This window comes from Sporosarcina sp. SAFN-015, from assembly GCF_059415085.1.
Window position 1 is genome coordinate 461,690 of record NZ_JBPFDR010000002.1, and the last position, 15,103, is coordinate 476,792.

The window sequence follows — 15,103 nt, forward strand, 5'->3', positions numbered from 1 at the left end:
TGGGGGCCGCGTTTTTTCATCCAGCTTCAGACGTCAAATGCATTTGAATTAAGCAGTAACCATTTCCAATTCTTCTTTTGGTCCGAAGAATTCGAAGTGAATGTTTTCTTCTTTTACTCCGATGCTGTGCAATGCAGAGACGACGGCTTGCATGAATGGTGTCGGTCCGCAGACGTACACGTCGCTGCCTTCAAGTACGTGCTTCGCAAGGAATTCACTGTTAATGAACCCATCGCCTTCTTCAGAATAAAGCACTTCATATTTGGAATGTGGAAGTGATCCGTTCAAGTTGCGTACGACTTCATTGAATGCTTGGTGATTGCGTGTACGTGCTGAATGAAGGAATGCAACTGGACGTTCAGGTGTAGCATTCGCAATCGTTTCGTACATAGCCATCATCGGTGTGATGCCGACGCCACCGCTAATTAGTGTTACAGGTGCTGCGCTCTCTGTATCCAAGAAGAAATCTCCCGCTGGAGCACTCACTTCGATTTTGTCGCCGATGTTCATATTTTGGTGAAGGTGGACGGACGCTTTTCCGTTCGGCATGCATTCGTCTTCACGTTTTACCGAGATGCGGAATGTGTCTTTCCCTGGTGCTTGGGACAAGCTATATTGTCGGTTCAATGTGAATTTATCTCCAGGGACCCGGAAACGCACTGTAATGTATTGACCTGGTTTGTACGTAGGCAATTGTTTGCCATCCGCAGGTTTCAAGTAGAATGATGTAATGACGTCGCTTTCTGGAACTTTGTCGACGATGACGAATTCCTTGAACGTTCTCCAGCCGCCTTCAGCTTCTTCAGTTGCATCATACATCTCTTTCTCAATGCCGATGAATGCATCTGCGATAACTCCGTATGCTTCTCCCCATGCTTCGATGATTTCTGGAGTTGCTGCTTCACCAAGCACTTCCTTGATAGCGCCGAGAAGATGGTAGCCGACGATTGGATAATGTTCTTTTTCGATGCCTAATGAACGGTGCTTATGCGCGATCTGAACGACCGCTGGAATGATGGCACCTAGATTGTCGATGTTTGCAGCTGCTGCGTACACAGCATTAGCGAGTGCTGTTTGCTGACGCCCTTTCGATTGGTTTGCATGGTTGAAGATATTTAATAGCTCAGGATGAGCGGCGAACATATTTTTATAAAAGACTGTCGTAATTGTTTTGCCATGTTGTTCAAGAACGGGAACTGTCGATTTTACAATATCAATTGTTTTTTGGGATAACATAAGGTGCACAACCTTTCTTGTTTTGTTAATTCCACTATAAACGATTATTTTTCTAAAAGGTATATTTAAAATGCATCTTTATATTGATGTAAAATTTTAGACACATTTCTTTCACGATACCGACATAATCGCTTATAATAGGTTGGTGAATGGCGGTGAAAATATGCGGTTAACTTTATATACAGATTTTTCTTTGCGGGTATTAATGTATTTGGCAACAAAGGAAGCAGAAGAGTTATCGACGATCCAGGAAATTTCGGATCGCTACCAAATTTCTAAAAACCATTTGACAAAGGTCGTCCATGAGCTAGGAAAAATGGGGCTTATCGAAACGGTGCGCGGGAGAGGCGGAGGAATCAGGCTGAACGTGAAGCCGGAAGATATAAATGTAGGCGCACTCGTCCGGAAAACAGAAGATGATTTCTATTTAGTCGAATGTTTCCGTCCGGATGGCAATCATTGCATCCTATCGTCTGCATGCAAGTTGAAAGGCGCGTTGCATGAAGCACTTTCCGCTTATTTGGCCGTGTTGGACAAGTATACGATTGCCGATTTTCTTGTGAATAAAGAAGAGCTGGCAGCAATTTTGTTCAGTAAACCTTTATGATAGAATAAATAGGAATATATTAGTAGGAGGATTATGATGGGGAAAGTATTAGTATTTGGACATAAAAACCCTGACACCGATTCCATTACGTCGGCGATCAGCTATGCTTATTTGAAACAACAGCTTGGAATGGATGCAGAAGCGGTGCGTCTCGGTTCCATTTCAGGTGAAACTGCTTATGCGCTCGGTCAATTCGGCTTTGAAGCTCCACGATTGATCGAAAAAGCAACGCCCGAAGCAAAGCAAGTCATCCTTGTCGATCATAATGAAAAACAGCAAAGCGTCGATGATCTGGATGATGTACAAGTCATCGAAGTTGTCGATCATCATCGGATCGCCAATTTCCAGACAGCGGACCCGCTCTATTACCGTGCTGAACCGGTCGGCTGCACTGCGACGATCTTGAAAAAGCTTTATAAGGAACATGGAGTAGAAATTCCGAAGGATATTGCGGGGCTTATGCTATCTGCGATCATTTCCGATTCATTGCTTTTCAAATCACCGACATTCACGGAAGAGGATCGTGCGGCGGCTGATGAATTGGCTGCGATTGCGGATGTGGATGCGCAGACGTATGGCCTTGAAATGTTGAAGGCTGGGGCAGATTTGAGCGGAAAATCGCTTGAAGAACTTGTCTCGCTTGATGCGAAGGAGTTCACAATCGGGGATTCGAAAATTGAAATCGCCCAAGTGAACGCGATTGAAGTCAATGATGTCATGAGCCGCCAGTCTGAGCTGGAAGTTCTATTAAACAGCATCATTGAAGAAAAAGGATTGGATCTGTTCTTGTTCGTCGTAACGGACATCTTGAACAATGATTCTACTGTCATTGCGCTCGGCAACGCAGCTGAACGCGCTTGCGCTGCATTCAACGTTCCTTTGAAAAACAATACGACTTTGTTCAAAGGTGTCGTTTCAAGGAAAAAACAAATCGTGCCTGTTTTGACAGAAGCGCTAAAATAATGAATTGAAATGATGAAAAGAAGCGGAAGGGGAGCGAAATTTCCCTCCGCTTCTTTTTCATTCAAATAAATGCCGTAAATATCGGTCAGGTGCGTTTAGGAAATCACGCGTCAATTGGACGTGGGACATTTCCTCGAAAGTGGCTCTAATGAGCTCGCCATCCTGAATTTCATACAGATCTGCTTCAGGGTATGCCATGAAGATCGGGGAATGCGTGGAGATGAGAAATTTGGCGCCTTCCTTCGTCATGTCGTGGATCATCGCAAGGAGCGACAACTGGTTTTGCGGAGATAAAGGCGCTTCGGGCTCATCGAGTATGTAAAAACCACCGGGACGGAATCTTGCTTGAAATAAATCGAAAAAACTTTCACCGTGAGACCTTTTCTCAAGCCCCTCCCCGTATAAATTACGCAGTTCATGATACGTCTTGGCATAAGGAAGGACTTCAAGGCTATATGGATCGTGTCGTTTGATTTCCTCCACTTTCGCCTTCGCCTCTTCACGGATTATTGCAAGGCTACGCGTATACGTAATGAAATCGGATGCCCTGAAAAAGAATCCATTTCTCGTTTTAACATCCCATACAAGTTTTAAATCATCTGCTAGATCGAATGCGGGGGAGAGGGAATGATCCCGTTCCATATGCTCGCCGCTGATGAGGATGCTACCCGCAGCCGCCGCAATCCCTTCTAACAGTGTCGTCTTTCCGCTGCCATTGTCGCCTGCGATAATTGTAACGGGCGAATCGAGGGAGAGGGATTCGAAATTCTGTATAAGATCTAGATTGAACGGGTAGTTGTCTTCAATCGTTTCCTGTTTCCGTATGATTTTCCGCAAGGACATCCGTGTCACCCCTTTTGGACAGTATACTGGATAACAGAAGAAGTGCCTATCCTAAATCTAATGGCTTCGTTGCAGGTCCTTCGAGGACAGAGCCATCCTTTCGGAAACGTGATCCGTGGCACGGGCAGTCCCACGTCTGGTCGGCTTCATTCCAGCGCGTCCTGCACCCCATATGAGTGCAAATAGGGGAGTCTGTCCTAGAAATGTGACCGCCGGTAAATTCTTTCAGCACAAGTCCCGTGTTTTTCAACGCTTGGACGAGGAATGAACCAAAACCTGTGCGATCGGGAGCATAAAGTGAAGCTGCCTTGTTTTGACGTCCGACAATCTGGTCGCTGATGATTCGTGCACTGACGAGCGAATTCGTAAGCCCCCATTTTCTAAAGCCCGTATTCAAATAGACATACGGCATGCTCGTCGAAATGCAGCCGGCGTATGGAATAAGGTCTGGTGTCTGCGGATCTTGTGCCGACCAGCCGTATTTCATCTCGTCTAGCTGATAGACGTTTCTCAATTCGGAGGATAAAGTTTCATAATGTACTTGTGTCTCTTTTTCCATCCCCGCCTGATGCCCTTCGCCGGATAAAAGAAAATGTGTTTTTCCATCTATATAAGCTGTTCTGATCGAACGTTTCGGATTGTCGACAGAAATATATTGACCGGTCAACGGCATATTCGCCTGTGCGGAGACGATATATGATCTACTGACAGACAACTTCAATATTTGCAATCCTCTCAGCGCTTCTATCGGATAATGTGTGCAAAGAATAAGTTCATTGAATTGGATTTCGTGTTCAGCATTTGTATAGAGCAAACGTTTTTTCAAGTCCATCAATCGTACATCCGATTTCTCAAAAATGCGTGCGCCCGCCTGTACGGCTAACTTCGCTAAATGCTGGCCGAAGCGGACAGGATGGATTTGCGTTTCATCTCTCAACGTCAATGTAGCTTCCGTTTTCAATGGAAGTTCGCTATTTTTGCCAAACTCTCCTACTATACCTATGTCATCGTACGCCTTCTTTTCATCTTGAAGCAGCTCAGTCCCATACTTGGATTGAGAAAAAAGGATAGAATCTGCGTTCCTTAATTCATCCCCTTTAGAAATAGACCTTCCAAACAGGACGGCTTGTCGGTTTACATCATAATAAATTCTTGCATTGTCATGTCCAAACTGTTTGATCAGATTTGCATAGACGATATCATGCTGTGTCGTCAATTTGCCTGTTGAATTGCCTGTTGCACCACACAGAATTTCATCTTTCTCGAGCAGGATGACGTCCTTTCCTTCTTTTGCAAGAAAATAAGCGTTGGCAATTCCGCTCAAACCTCCTCCGATAATGCAAACATCGCAATTGACATCTTTGTCTAAAGCGGGATATGAATCACGAGGATAAGCGGTTCGCAACCATAGTGAATTGTACATGTTCAGCCCTCCAAATAATCTTCGATAACGATAGCAGTAGGCATATTCATTGTTGCCAATTTGAATGAATTCTAAAATGGAAGATGAAAGGTGGTAGGTATGATGAAAATTGAAGTGTGGTCAGACTATGTTTGCCCTTTTTGTTACATTGGAAAACGAAGATTGGAAGAAGCGTTAAAAGAAACAGGCTTAGAAAGCAAGGCGGAAGTCGTGTTCAAGGCGTACCAATTGGATCCGAATACACCAGTAGGAGCAAGTGGCTCTGTGCCGGAAGGGTTAGCAAAAAAATATGGCATCGGCTTGGATGAAGCAAAAGGGATGTTGCAGAACGTCGCCATGCAGGCGAAAACAGTCAATCTCGACTATGATGTCGACGGCATGAAAGTCGCAAACACTTTCAGCGCACATCGCCTTGCAAAGCTCTCCGAAGCGGAAGGTAAGGGTGCAGCTGCTTCGGAACGTCTGTTGAAAGCTCATTTCGTGAATGGGGAAGTAATCGACAGTGAGGAGACGTTGCTTGCGATAGCCGAAGAAGTGGGACTGTCAATGGAACGCGCTCAGCAAACGCTTCAATCTGACGAATTTGCAGATGACGTGAAAAAAGATATCGCAGAAGCAGGACAACTCGGTGTTCAAGGTGTGCCATTCTTCGTTATCAACCGCAAATACGCCATTTCAGGAGCACAGCCCGCAGAAGTATTTACACAAGCTTTGGAAAAAGTGGCTGCTGAAGAAGGAATCCAACCACAATTAAAAGTGCTAGGTTCAGAAAGCCAAGGCGTATGTACAGACGATAACTGCGATATTTGATAAGAATAAAATAACGGTTCTAGCTTTTTTCGCTAGAACCGTCATCTTTGTTTTCATTCCCATATAACACATCATACAACTCATCTTCCGTCGAAATATCCGCCAGCTTCACCTTCGATCGATACGCAGCCCGGACAATCAAATGCCCTGCAACCGGTGCTGTGAGAAAGACGAAAACGATGCCGAGAAGCACCCGCACACTAACAAACTGCTCGCGGAACAAGAAATATAGAAAAGTACCTGAAAGCGTCAGCAGCACTGCCAAGGTCGAGCTTTTCGTTGCAGCGTGCGATCTTGTATAAATATCCGGCAATCGAATAAGCCCGAAGGCACTAATGACGCTCGCTATTCCCCCTGTCAAAATAAGCAATGCCCCTAAAAATTCACCTGTCTCGTTTACGCTCAACGATGACCCCCCTCTCAATGGACTTCGAAAAGGCGATCGTTCCGATGAAAGATAAAATTCCTAAAATCAAAATGACCTCTAAAAAGGCTTTCGTCTTCAAGATGATCGACACAACAGCAATCATAGCAATCAAATTGACTCCAATCATATCAAGTGCAATGACACGGTCCGGCATGGATGGGCCGAGAATGATCCGAATGACGGCAATGGAGATCGTGATGGAAAAGAGGAAAAGTGCAATTGTAATCATTGTTTCGATCATCGTGTCACCTCCATGATAGCTCTCTCGAAATTCTTCAGTTGTTTAATTAAACCTGCACGTGACTGCTCGACGTCCATCGCGTGGATATAAAGTGTGTTGCCTTCAGGGGATACTTCCATTACGACAGATCCAGGCGTCAAGGTAAGGAGAAGCGACAGCATAGTCACTTCCACATCACTAATCAAAATGGTCTCATATTTAAAAATGCCAGGCTTGATTTTCAATCTTGGACTTAGAATCTGCCGCAAAACGACGATGCTAGACTGGGTCAATTCCGAGATGAAAATCAAGAGCAATTTAAATGAAGAAAATAACCGGCGCAAATAAAATTGAGTGCCGAAAAAGCGGTGCATGAAAAAGATGATCCCAATCCCGACTAGGAAACCGGCAAAGAAAGTCGTAAATTTCAATTCATCTTCATCCATTAAAGTCATCCATAAAAACGCGATGAACAGATTCAGTAATAACTGGGCTGGCATTAACCTCCACCTCCACTTTCCGCTTAACGATTTCCTTGTAAAACAGCTTCTATATAGATACTAGGGTTCATAAGCGTCTTCGCGGCATCACTGACATAAGGAGCGAGACCTTCGACGCCGATCCCGATGGCAATCGTCATAATCCCAAATACGATACATGGGATAAGCATCCCTTTTTTCAATGGCACGTCGTCATCCTCGCTTATGATCGTCTCACCCCAGAAACAATTTAGGAAGATGCGCAAAAGCGAATACAAAACGAAAATGCCGGATATAAAGGCGGCTGCCAACAATATGAATGAGCCGGCTTCAATTGCTCCTTGGCCTATGTACACCTTTCCGATGAACCCGCTTAACGGCGGAATGCCCGCCAAAGACAGCATTGTTATGAAAAACAGCCAGCCGAGCGTAGGGTAGTTCCGGATCAAACCGCTCATTTCTTCGATCTTTGATTTCCCCGTCAAATAAATCATCGTTCCTGCAAGAAGGAACAGTAAAGCTTTGACGATTATGTCATGAATCAAATAATAGATAGCTCCTTGGAAAGCAACTTCCGATTGAACCGCAAGCCCTGCCAAAATAAATCCTACTGCAATGACAACATTATAGGACACAATTTTTCGGATATCGTTGTACGCAATGGCTCCGATACTTCCACCAATCATCGTAATAATTGCCATGACACCAATCACGGTATGAGTAATGGACGATTCGTGATAAAAGATGAGAGTGAAGATACGGAACATCGCATAAATTCCCACCTTCGTAAGCAAGGCGCCGAAAAGGGCGGCTATTACAGTCGGTGGTGCACTGTAAGACCCAGGCAGCCAGAAATAAAGGAGCAAGCCTGCCTTCAAACTAAATACGATTAAAAATAGAAGGCTGATCACTGTCAGCAACGGACCTTGTCCTACTTCTGCGACTCTGACTGACAAATGCGCCATATTTAGTGTGCCGAGTGTTCCGTATAAGTACGCAATCCCGATTAAGAAGAACCATGAGGACAACACGTTGATTGTGACATATTTGATTGACTCTACCAGCTGGATCTTCCTGCCTCCCATCGTAATGAGTACATAAGAGGATAGAAGCATCACTTCAAAACAGACGAATAAGTTGAATAAGTCACCTGTTAGGAATGAGCCGTTAACACCCGCGACAAGGAAGAAGACGAACGGATAGAAAAACATATTCTCATGCTGCTTGCCGATGGACGAAAAAGCGTATAGTAGAAGAATTCCTGTTACGATCGAAGTCGTCACAACGAGGAGCATGGAAAAAGAATCCGCAACAAATAAAATGCCGTACGGCGGCATCCAGCCACCAAAATCGAGCCTTAAGATTCCTTCCTGCTGAATCGTGTCTAATATTATAATACTGACAACTCCCGTCGCAATGCTCGATGCAATGGCGACCACGCGCTGTATGATTACATAAGGACGTAAAAAAACTAAGATGATTCCGGTTAGTAACGGAATGATCATTGGCATAACTATTATATTATTCATCTTCAAACCCTCTCAATGCTTGGAGGTTGTCCGTTCCTGTCTTCTTGTATGTGCGGTAGGCAAGCACGAGTAAAAAAGCGGTAACGGCGAAGCTGATGACAATCGCTGTAAGAATAAGCGCTTGTGGCAATGCATCCGTATAGCTTTCCGCTTCTTCGCCAAGCAACGGTGCACTGCCTTTCTTCAATCCTCCCATAGTCATCAATAGCAGATGCGCTGCGTGTGACAGGACAGCAGTCCCTAAAATCACGCGAATTAAATTGCGGGACAGCAGCAAATAGACAGCGATCGTTACAAGAATGCCGACAAGTACCGTTATTAATGTTTCCATTTGCTACACATCCTCACTAATCGTTGAAATAATTGTCACGACAACGCCGACAACCGTCAATGCAACCCCCGCTTCAAATACGATGACTGTCGATAGTTCGGTATTGCCGAAAACAGGCAAGTGTAAATGTCCGGCTGCCTGCGTTAAGAATTGGTTGCCAAACAGAGCGGAACCAATCCCCGTCCCGACGGCAAGAAACGCTCCAAGTGCAGCTACTTTCTTGAAATCGAACGGAATGCCTTTATGCACTGTTTCAATATCATTTACTAAGTAAAGCAGTACAAACGCAGAGGAGAGGACGAGGCCGCCAATAAAACCGCCGCCGGGATTGTTATGTCCCGAAAGAAAGAGCTCCACGCCGAACGTCAATATTATGAATACGACAATTCTCGATACCGTTTTCAATATGACATCATTGATCTTCAAATTCTCGTCCCTCCTTCCTCGTTTTCAATTTAATAAGTGTAAACACACCGATTCCGGCGATGAAAAGTACAACGACTTCGAGCATTGTATCGAAAGCTCGGAAATCTCCTAAAATCGTATTGACGATATTTTTACCGCCGGCAAGGTTGTAGGAGTCTTCAAAGTAAGCCGAAATCGATTCGAACATTCTATTCCCTTGCACGGTTAAACCAAGAATTGTCACGATCGCGCCGACAGAAATGGCAATCAATCCATTCAACAATTTCGTGCGAGGTGCTGAACTTTCCTTCTTCCATTCCGGAAGAAAATGAAAACATAAAAGGAACAGTGCAGTCGTCACCGTTTCAACGATTACTTGAGTGAGCGCCAAATCAGGTGCGCGGAAGATGACGAAGAAAAATGCGATTGAATAGCCAAGCACACCATTTAAAATAATTGCCGTCTTCCGGGATTTTGCAAAGAGTATTGCGATTCCCGCCACGGTCATAGTTATCACAATTAGAAATTCATTTGCTGTAATCGGCCCGTCATTCGAAAAGTCGAATGAATAGGAACCTGTCAGTAAAAGAGCTCCTCCGACCGCCACGATAAAAAACGAGAATATATAGACAAGGTAATCTTTCAAGTACCCTTTCATATAGAGGCGGGTAAAGTAATTCGATCCCTTTTCCAATAATATTAATGTGGCATTGAAAGCGGCATCCAAATTCCATTTCAAAGGGGCGATCGTATAAACGCCTCTCCAATATCGTAGGAACTTATAAAGGATGATTCCGAGAATAACGACGCCAACTGTCATCCATAATGCAGGGTTCGTAAAGCCGTGCCACGCGACGATATGCGGAATGAGACCTTCCGCGTTTTCAAATGAAGGATACACTGCGGCCATGGCAGGACGCAGCAAGTAATTACCGATAATATTAGGGAAGAAAAAGATTCCGACAACAAGAGTGGCCAAAATGGAAGGCGCCAAGAGCATGCCGAAAGGAGCTTCCCTGGATGGCTTCTCGATTCGATCCGGTTGGAATTCCCCGAAAAACGTTTGGAAGACGATAATCATGCTGTATACGAATGTCAGTACACTCGCAAGCCAAGCGACAACGAGGAAGAGCGTCCCCAAGGTGCTTGCGTCAAATAGATCTAGATTGCGCGCATTGACAAGCGACTCAAAAAACATTTCCTTACTTAGGAAACCATTAAAAGGAGGTAGTCCTGCCATTGAAAAGCTGCCGATCAAAGCGATAGTGAAAGTAATCGGCATGAATGCCATGAGGCCGCCTAATCTACGGACATCCCGCGTACCGAGTTCATGGTCGACAATACCGACAACCATGAAGAGTGCTCCTTTAAAAGTGGAATGGTTAATGAGATGGAATAATGCTGCAAATGTGGCTTGTGCATAGATGATCGAATTGGCGCTGTGCCCTTCATTGAGCGCAGCGGATCCGAGGCCGAAGAGGCTCATGACTAATCCAAGCTGGCTGATCGTGGAATAAGCGAGCAACGCCTTTAGATCAGTCTGCTTCACTGCATTAAACGAACCCCAGAACAAAGTGAAAATCCCAATACTGCTAACAATATAAAACCAAGTCATTTCACCGCCAAAAACGGGAGTGAAACGTGCGACTAAGTAAATGCCTGCTTTGACCATCGTTGCAGAATGCAAGTAGGCACTGACTGGAGTTGGTGCTTCCATTGCATCCGGCAGCCAAATATGAAACGGAAATTGTGCGGATTTCGTAAATGCACCTACTAACACAAGCAACATAGCGAACAAAAAGAGAGGTTTGTCCGTATGCTGACCAATCGTGTCGACTATCTCACGCACGCTATACGATCCTGTCATAGTATGTAGCATAATGAAACCAGCAAGCATCGCTATTCCGCCAGATACTGTAATAAGCATTGATTTTTGTGCCCCGTACCTTGACTTTTTCCGATAGTACCAGAAGGCGATCAGCAGGAAAGAGGAAATGCTCGTCAGTTCCCAAAAGACGTACAGCACCAAGAGATTATCGGAAAATACGACGCCGAGCATAGCACCCATAAACATCAAAAGATAAACGTAAAAGCGTCCTAATGATTCCCGTTCTGATAAATAATAGATGGAGTATAGGATGACCAAGGTGCCGACACCCGTTATAAGTAGACCGAAAATTAAACTGAGACCATCAAGATATGTCGTGAAATTAATGCCCGCGGAGTCGATCCACCGGATTGTATGGATATATGTTTCCCCATTCGCGATGGAAGGGATGAAGCTTGCAAGCATTGCAAATAACACAAATGGAACAAGTAAGACAAACCAACCGATTTTCCGGCTATGTATCCACTTATATAGTAAGGGAACGAAGATGGCTGCCACAAAGGGGATGAATATAGATAATGTAATCGTCAACAACAGCGAACCTCCTGTTTTATGCGGATTTTCAACTACTTATGTAAATTTATTCTTAATTTTTGGGGATTGACTTGACTCACGACAGAACTGGGGACATAATAGGTAGCTACAGATAGCTTGCGGAAAAGTGTATATTTGAATTATACACTAAAAAAATTTCTATCGCACAATGTTACATTTACATCTTGTCAATCAATCATCTTTTTTGTATAATACTAAGGTTTTCAATTGTAGATGATAAAATGAAGCTGAACGAAAAAAACTGTAAGAGGTGACTACGGTCATGGGCAAAGTAAAAGGACGTATGGACGAAAGTATATTAGTTTGTGTCTACTACGGTCCAAATGGTGAACGTCTCATTAGACGTGGGCATAAAATGGCAACTATTGCGGATTGTCCACTATATATATTAACGATTGACCCATTGCCATTCGATGAATTTGACGCCGAAAAATCCGAGTATATCGAAAGATGGCAAGAGCTAGCCAAAGAGCTTGATGTTGAAGATTTCATCATTATGGACAATGAAAAACGGCCAGTTGCAAAAGTGATCAAAGAAGTAGCCCATAAACATAATATTACGCAAATTATTATCGGCCAAACTGCTCAAAGCAGATGGGAAGAGATCACAAAAGGTTCATTCATGAACGTTTTACTGCGGGAAATCACGTTTGTCGATTTCCACGTCGTTTCCGTCGACCGAGCTATTAAAGATGAAATAGAAGGCATGTTCGAAAAAGGCGTACGAGCTTACTTAGTGGAAGATGGGGACGGATTTCAAATCCAGTTCACCCTATCAAAAGAAGCGCGTTTCGAAGGCATTTTCTTTAAGGAAATCGGAACGGATTTCAATAACGGGATATTTAAATTCATGAACAATAATAAAATGTGCCAAGTGCAGATCACAGACGATAGAGTGACTGAAGCGACTCAGTTTGTCTGCAAAACGGAACAGTGAACATATCGATTCCAAATACAAGCGGATGGCCGGTTTATGGTCATCCGCTTTTTGTTTTTCGCTTTATTCTTCCCCTACAATCTTTACTTCCAATTCCAAGTCGACTCCAAATTTCTTCTTCACTTCTGTCTTTACCATATTGATTGTGTTGATATAATCGGATGCGGTTGCTCCGTTTTTATTAATAATGAAACCTGCATGCTTCGTTGACACTTCTGCGCCGCCATGACCTTTTCCTTGCAAGCCGCAATCTTGGATCAGTTTACCTGCAAAATAACCAGGTGGCCGTTTAAATACACTTCCTGCCGAAGGATATTCCAAAGGTTGCTTGGATTCCCGCTGGAACGTCAAGTCTGCCACTTTCGCATTGATTGCTTCGGGATCTCCTTCCGCTAGCTCAAAATCGGCGGACAAAACGAAATATCCTTCAGACGCAATGATGCTTTTTCGATAGCCAAGCTCGAGTTCATCTTTTGATAGAACGAGGCGTTCCCCGGATTTTGTAAGGACAGTGCATTGACGAATGATATCTTTAATTTCTCCGCCATACGCGCCTGCATTCATAGCCATCGCGCCTCCGATTGAACCAGGGATTCCGCAAGCAAATTCGAGGCCGGTCAACGATTCCTCAGCTGCTCGTCTGGAAACGTCGATGATGAGGGCTCCTGCTTCCGCATGGACATTTGTGCCATTCACTTGGATTGCATCCAACTTCGCCAGATGAAGAACGATTCCGCGTACTCCGCCATCTCTTACGACCATATTCGATCCGTTTCCTAATAATAAAAGCGGAATGTCATTTTCATATGCATAGCGCACTGTTGCTTCCGTTTCCTCGAGCGTCCCCGGAATGACTAATAAATCAGCGGCTCCGCCAAGTTTTGTCATCGTATATTTGTTTAATGGTTCATCCATCCGTAATATGCCTTCTGCAATAATTCCGCGTAGTTCCTCAAACCACTGATGTTTCGACATCAACATCCAGTCCCTTCAATTCTTATGCATGAAAACCTTCGTTTCTTGATGAATAAAAAGAAGGCTTCACTTGTATAAGTATGCTGGCTATCAAGTGATTTGACAAGAAAATATAACCGGCGTCCTTGATGTTGAAAAATTCCATTCACAAATAGAGACGATGAATAGCCATTCATAGAAATGAATAGCAGGTGGGGTGCATTTTGAGAAAAAGGAAAATGGGGAAGTGGACAGGGGTATTGCTATCCGTCTTCGGTGGATTATTTGCAATAGACTCGTTCACAGTGCATGCATAATTGGGTAGTTTTGAACTTTTGTTATTATCTTGACTTCGAGACATATTCAGGTTATCATATGGAATATATCTTGAAGTGGAGATATTTTTACTGGACGACAATATCTCTTGGGAAATTCGGGTATATAGAAAAGGGCAATGAAAAATGAAGAACAAAAAATGGAAAGGGTGGATGTTAAAATGACGACATGGAAAGTAGACGCATCACACACGAGTGTTGGTTTTTCAGTAAAACATATGATGGTTTCAAAAGTTAAAGGAAGTTTTGCAGGAGTGGAAGGGACAATTGAGGGGAATCCCGAAGACTTGACAGGTGCAAAAATCAATTTCACAATCGATGCAAATTCTATTAATACAAATAGCGAAGATCGCGACAATCACCTTCGTTCAGGCGATTTCTTTGATACTGAAAAATTTCCTCAATTGACATTCGTCTCTACGAATATCGTGAAAAAAGGCGATGATGAGTACGAAGTAACAGGTGATTTGACTATTAAAGACGTAACAAAGCAAGTTACATTTGAAGCAGAATTCGAAGGTACAGGAACAAACCCATGGGGCGTTCAAGTAGCTGCATTCGAAGTAGAAGGGAAAATCTCCCGTAAAGAGTTCGGCCTAACGTGGAACCAAGCACTAGAAGCAGGCGGCGTACTCGTAGGCGATGACATCAAAATTTCGATCGACCTACAAGCAAATCCAGCACAATAATAGAACACGGCACGCATGAGAGAAATCCATGCGTGCCGTTTTTTAATTGGAAAGAATATATAACCTCGCGCTCAAAAAAATGCGTTTTGCGCTCAAGCATGCCACTCCCGCGCTCAAGAATCCCATTTGGCGCTCAAGCATATCGCACTCGCGCTCAAGAATCGCATTTGGCGCTCAAGCAAGCCGCCCCCGCGCTCAAGAATCGCATTTGGCGCTCAAGCAAGCCGCCCCCGCGCTCAAGAATGGCATTTGGCGCTCAAGCAAGCCGCCCCCGCGCTCAAGAATCGCATTTGGCGCTCAAGCATGCCACACTCGCGCTCAAGAATCCCATTTGGCGCTCAAGCAAGCCACTCCCGCGCTCAAGAATCGCATTTGGCGCTCAAGCAAGCCACTCCCGCGCTCAAGAATCGCATTTGGCGCTCAAGCAAGCCGCCCCCGCGCTCAAGAATCGCATTTGGCGCTCAAGCAAGCC

The 15,103-nt window shown here is 44.3% G+C and carries 16 protein-coding genes; 5 read left to right on the plus strand and 11 right to left on the minus strand.

All coding sequences use genetic code 11. The features are described 5' to 3' along the window. Positions 1-48 precede the first annotated feature (48 nt). Positions 49-1,236 (minus strand): NO-inducible flavohemoprotein, encoded by a 1,188-nt coding sequence (gene hmpA / locus ACR65H_RS05425; protein WP_440499139.1) that lies wholly within the window; start codon positions 1,234-1,236, stop codon positions 49-51. 163 nt (positions 1,237-1,399) lie between these two features. On the opposite strand from hmpA, the gene ACR65H_RS05430 reads away from it, so the two are divergent. Then, positions 1,400-1,843: an RrF2 family transcriptional regulator gene (locus ACR65H_RS05430; RefSeq protein ID WP_440499140.1), complete on the plus strand. Its 444-nt coding sequence runs from the start codon at positions 1,400-1,402 to the stop codon at positions 1,841-1,843. A gap of 36 nt (positions 1,844-1,879) precedes the next feature. Continuing rightward, complete coding sequence (locus ACR65H_RS05435) at positions 1,880-2,806, plus strand: manganese-dependent inorganic pyrophosphatase (RefSeq protein WP_440499141.1); 927 nt, start codon at positions 1,880-1,882, stop codon at positions 2,804-2,806. A 57-nt stretch (positions 2,807-2,863) separates the two neighbouring features. Here ACR65H_RS05435 and ACR65H_RS05440 read toward each other — a convergent pair whose 3' ends face one another. Beyond that, on the minus strand, positions 2,864-3,649 hold the full coding sequence (locus ACR65H_RS05440; protein WP_440499142.1) for an AAA family ATPase: 786 nt from the start codon (positions 3,647-3,649) through the stop codon (positions 2,864-2,866). Between the two features lie 46 nt (positions 3,650-3,695). After that, positions 3,696-5,072: an FAD-dependent oxidoreductase gene (locus ACR65H_RS05445; protein ID WP_440499143.1), complete on the minus strand. Its 1,377-nt coding sequence runs from the start codon at positions 5,070-5,072 to the stop codon at positions 3,696-3,698. A gap of 102 nt (positions 5,073-5,174) precedes the next feature. Here ACR65H_RS05445 and ACR65H_RS05450 point away from each other — a divergent pair, with 102 nt between their 5' ends. After that, complete coding sequence (locus tag ACR65H_RS05450; RefSeq protein ID WP_440499144.1) at positions 5,175-5,882, plus strand: DsbA family oxidoreductase; 708 nt, start codon at positions 5,175-5,177, stop codon at positions 5,880-5,882. A gap of 19 nt (positions 5,883-5,901) precedes the next feature. Here the strand turns inward: ACR65H_RS05450 and ACR65H_RS05455 are convergent, their stop codons facing one another. Genes ACR65H_RS05455 through ACR65H_RS05485 form a run of 7 tightly spaced genes read right to left on the minus strand, consistent with a single transcriptional unit; the run spans position 5,902 to position 11,695 of the window. Then, positions 5,902-6,288, minus strand: a complete 387-nt coding sequence (locus tag ACR65H_RS05455; RefSeq protein ID WP_440499145.1) for a Na+/H+ antiporter subunit G — start codon at positions 6,286-6,288, stop codon at positions 5,902-5,904. Then, positions 6,266-6,550, minus strand: a complete 285-nt coding sequence (locus ACR65H_RS05460; protein WP_440499146.1) for a Na(+)/H(+) antiporter subunit F1 — start codon at positions 6,548-6,550, stop codon at positions 6,266-6,268. Before ACR65H_RS05460 ends, ACR65H_RS05455 begins: the two co-directional genes overlap by 23 nt. Then, the gene (locus tag ACR65H_RS05465) at positions 6,547-7,029 is read right to left on the minus strand and encodes a Na+/H+ antiporter subunit E (protein WP_440499147.1); all 483 of its coding nucleotides are present in this window, start codon (positions 7,027-7,029) and stop codon (positions 6,547-6,549) included. Before ACR65H_RS05465 ends, ACR65H_RS05460 begins: the two co-directional genes overlap by 4 nt. 23 nt (positions 7,030-7,052) lie before the next feature. Then, positions 7,053-8,537 (minus strand): Na+/H+ antiporter subunit D, encoded by a 1,485-nt coding sequence (locus ACR65H_RS05470; RefSeq protein WP_440499148.1) that lies wholly within the window; start codon positions 8,535-8,537, stop codon positions 7,053-7,055. Then, a complete protein-coding gene (locus tag ACR65H_RS05475; RefSeq protein WP_440499149.1) occupies positions 8,530-8,868 on the minus strand; it encodes a Na(+)/H(+) antiporter subunit C in 339 nt (112 codons plus the stop codon). Before ACR65H_RS05475 ends, ACR65H_RS05470 begins: the two co-directional genes overlap by 8 nt. A 3-nt stretch (positions 8,869-8,871) precedes the next feature. Beyond that, complete coding sequence (locus ACR65H_RS05480) at positions 8,872-9,294, minus strand: Na(+)/H(+) antiporter subunit B (protein WP_440499150.1); 423 nt, start codon at positions 9,292-9,294, stop codon at positions 8,872-8,874. After that, the gene (locus tag ACR65H_RS05485) at positions 9,281-11,695 is read right to left on the minus strand and encodes a Na+/H+ antiporter subunit A (protein ID WP_440499151.1); all 2,415 of its coding nucleotides are present in this window, start codon (positions 11,693-11,695) and stop codon (positions 9,281-9,283) included. The genes ACR65H_RS05480 and ACR65H_RS05485 overlap by 14 nt, the downstream gene beginning before the upstream one ends. A 283-nt stretch (positions 11,696-11,978) precedes the next feature. On the opposite strand from ACR65H_RS05485, the gene ACR65H_RS05490 reads away from it, so the two are divergent. Next, positions 11,979-12,653 (plus strand): histidine kinase, encoded by a 675-nt coding sequence (locus ACR65H_RS05490; RefSeq protein ID WP_440499152.1) that lies wholly within the window; start codon positions 11,979-11,981, stop codon positions 12,651-12,653. Positions 12,654-12,716: 63 nt separating this feature from the next. Here the strand turns inward: ACR65H_RS05490 and murB are convergent, their stop codons facing one another. Further along, the gene (gene murB, locus ACR65H_RS05495) at positions 12,717-13,628 is read right to left on the minus strand and encodes a UDP-N-acetylmuramate dehydrogenase (RefSeq protein ID WP_440499153.1); all 912 of its coding nucleotides are present in this window, start codon (positions 13,626-13,628) and stop codon (positions 12,717-12,719) included. A 475-nt stretch (positions 13,629-14,103) separates the two neighbouring features. Here murB and ACR65H_RS05500 point away from each other — a divergent pair, with 475 nt between their 5' ends. Then, positions 14,104-14,631 (plus strand): YceI family protein, encoded by a 528-nt coding sequence (locus tag ACR65H_RS05500; protein WP_440499154.1) that lies wholly within the window; start codon positions 14,104-14,106, stop codon positions 14,629-14,631. Positions 14,632-15,103 lie beyond the last annotated feature (472 nt).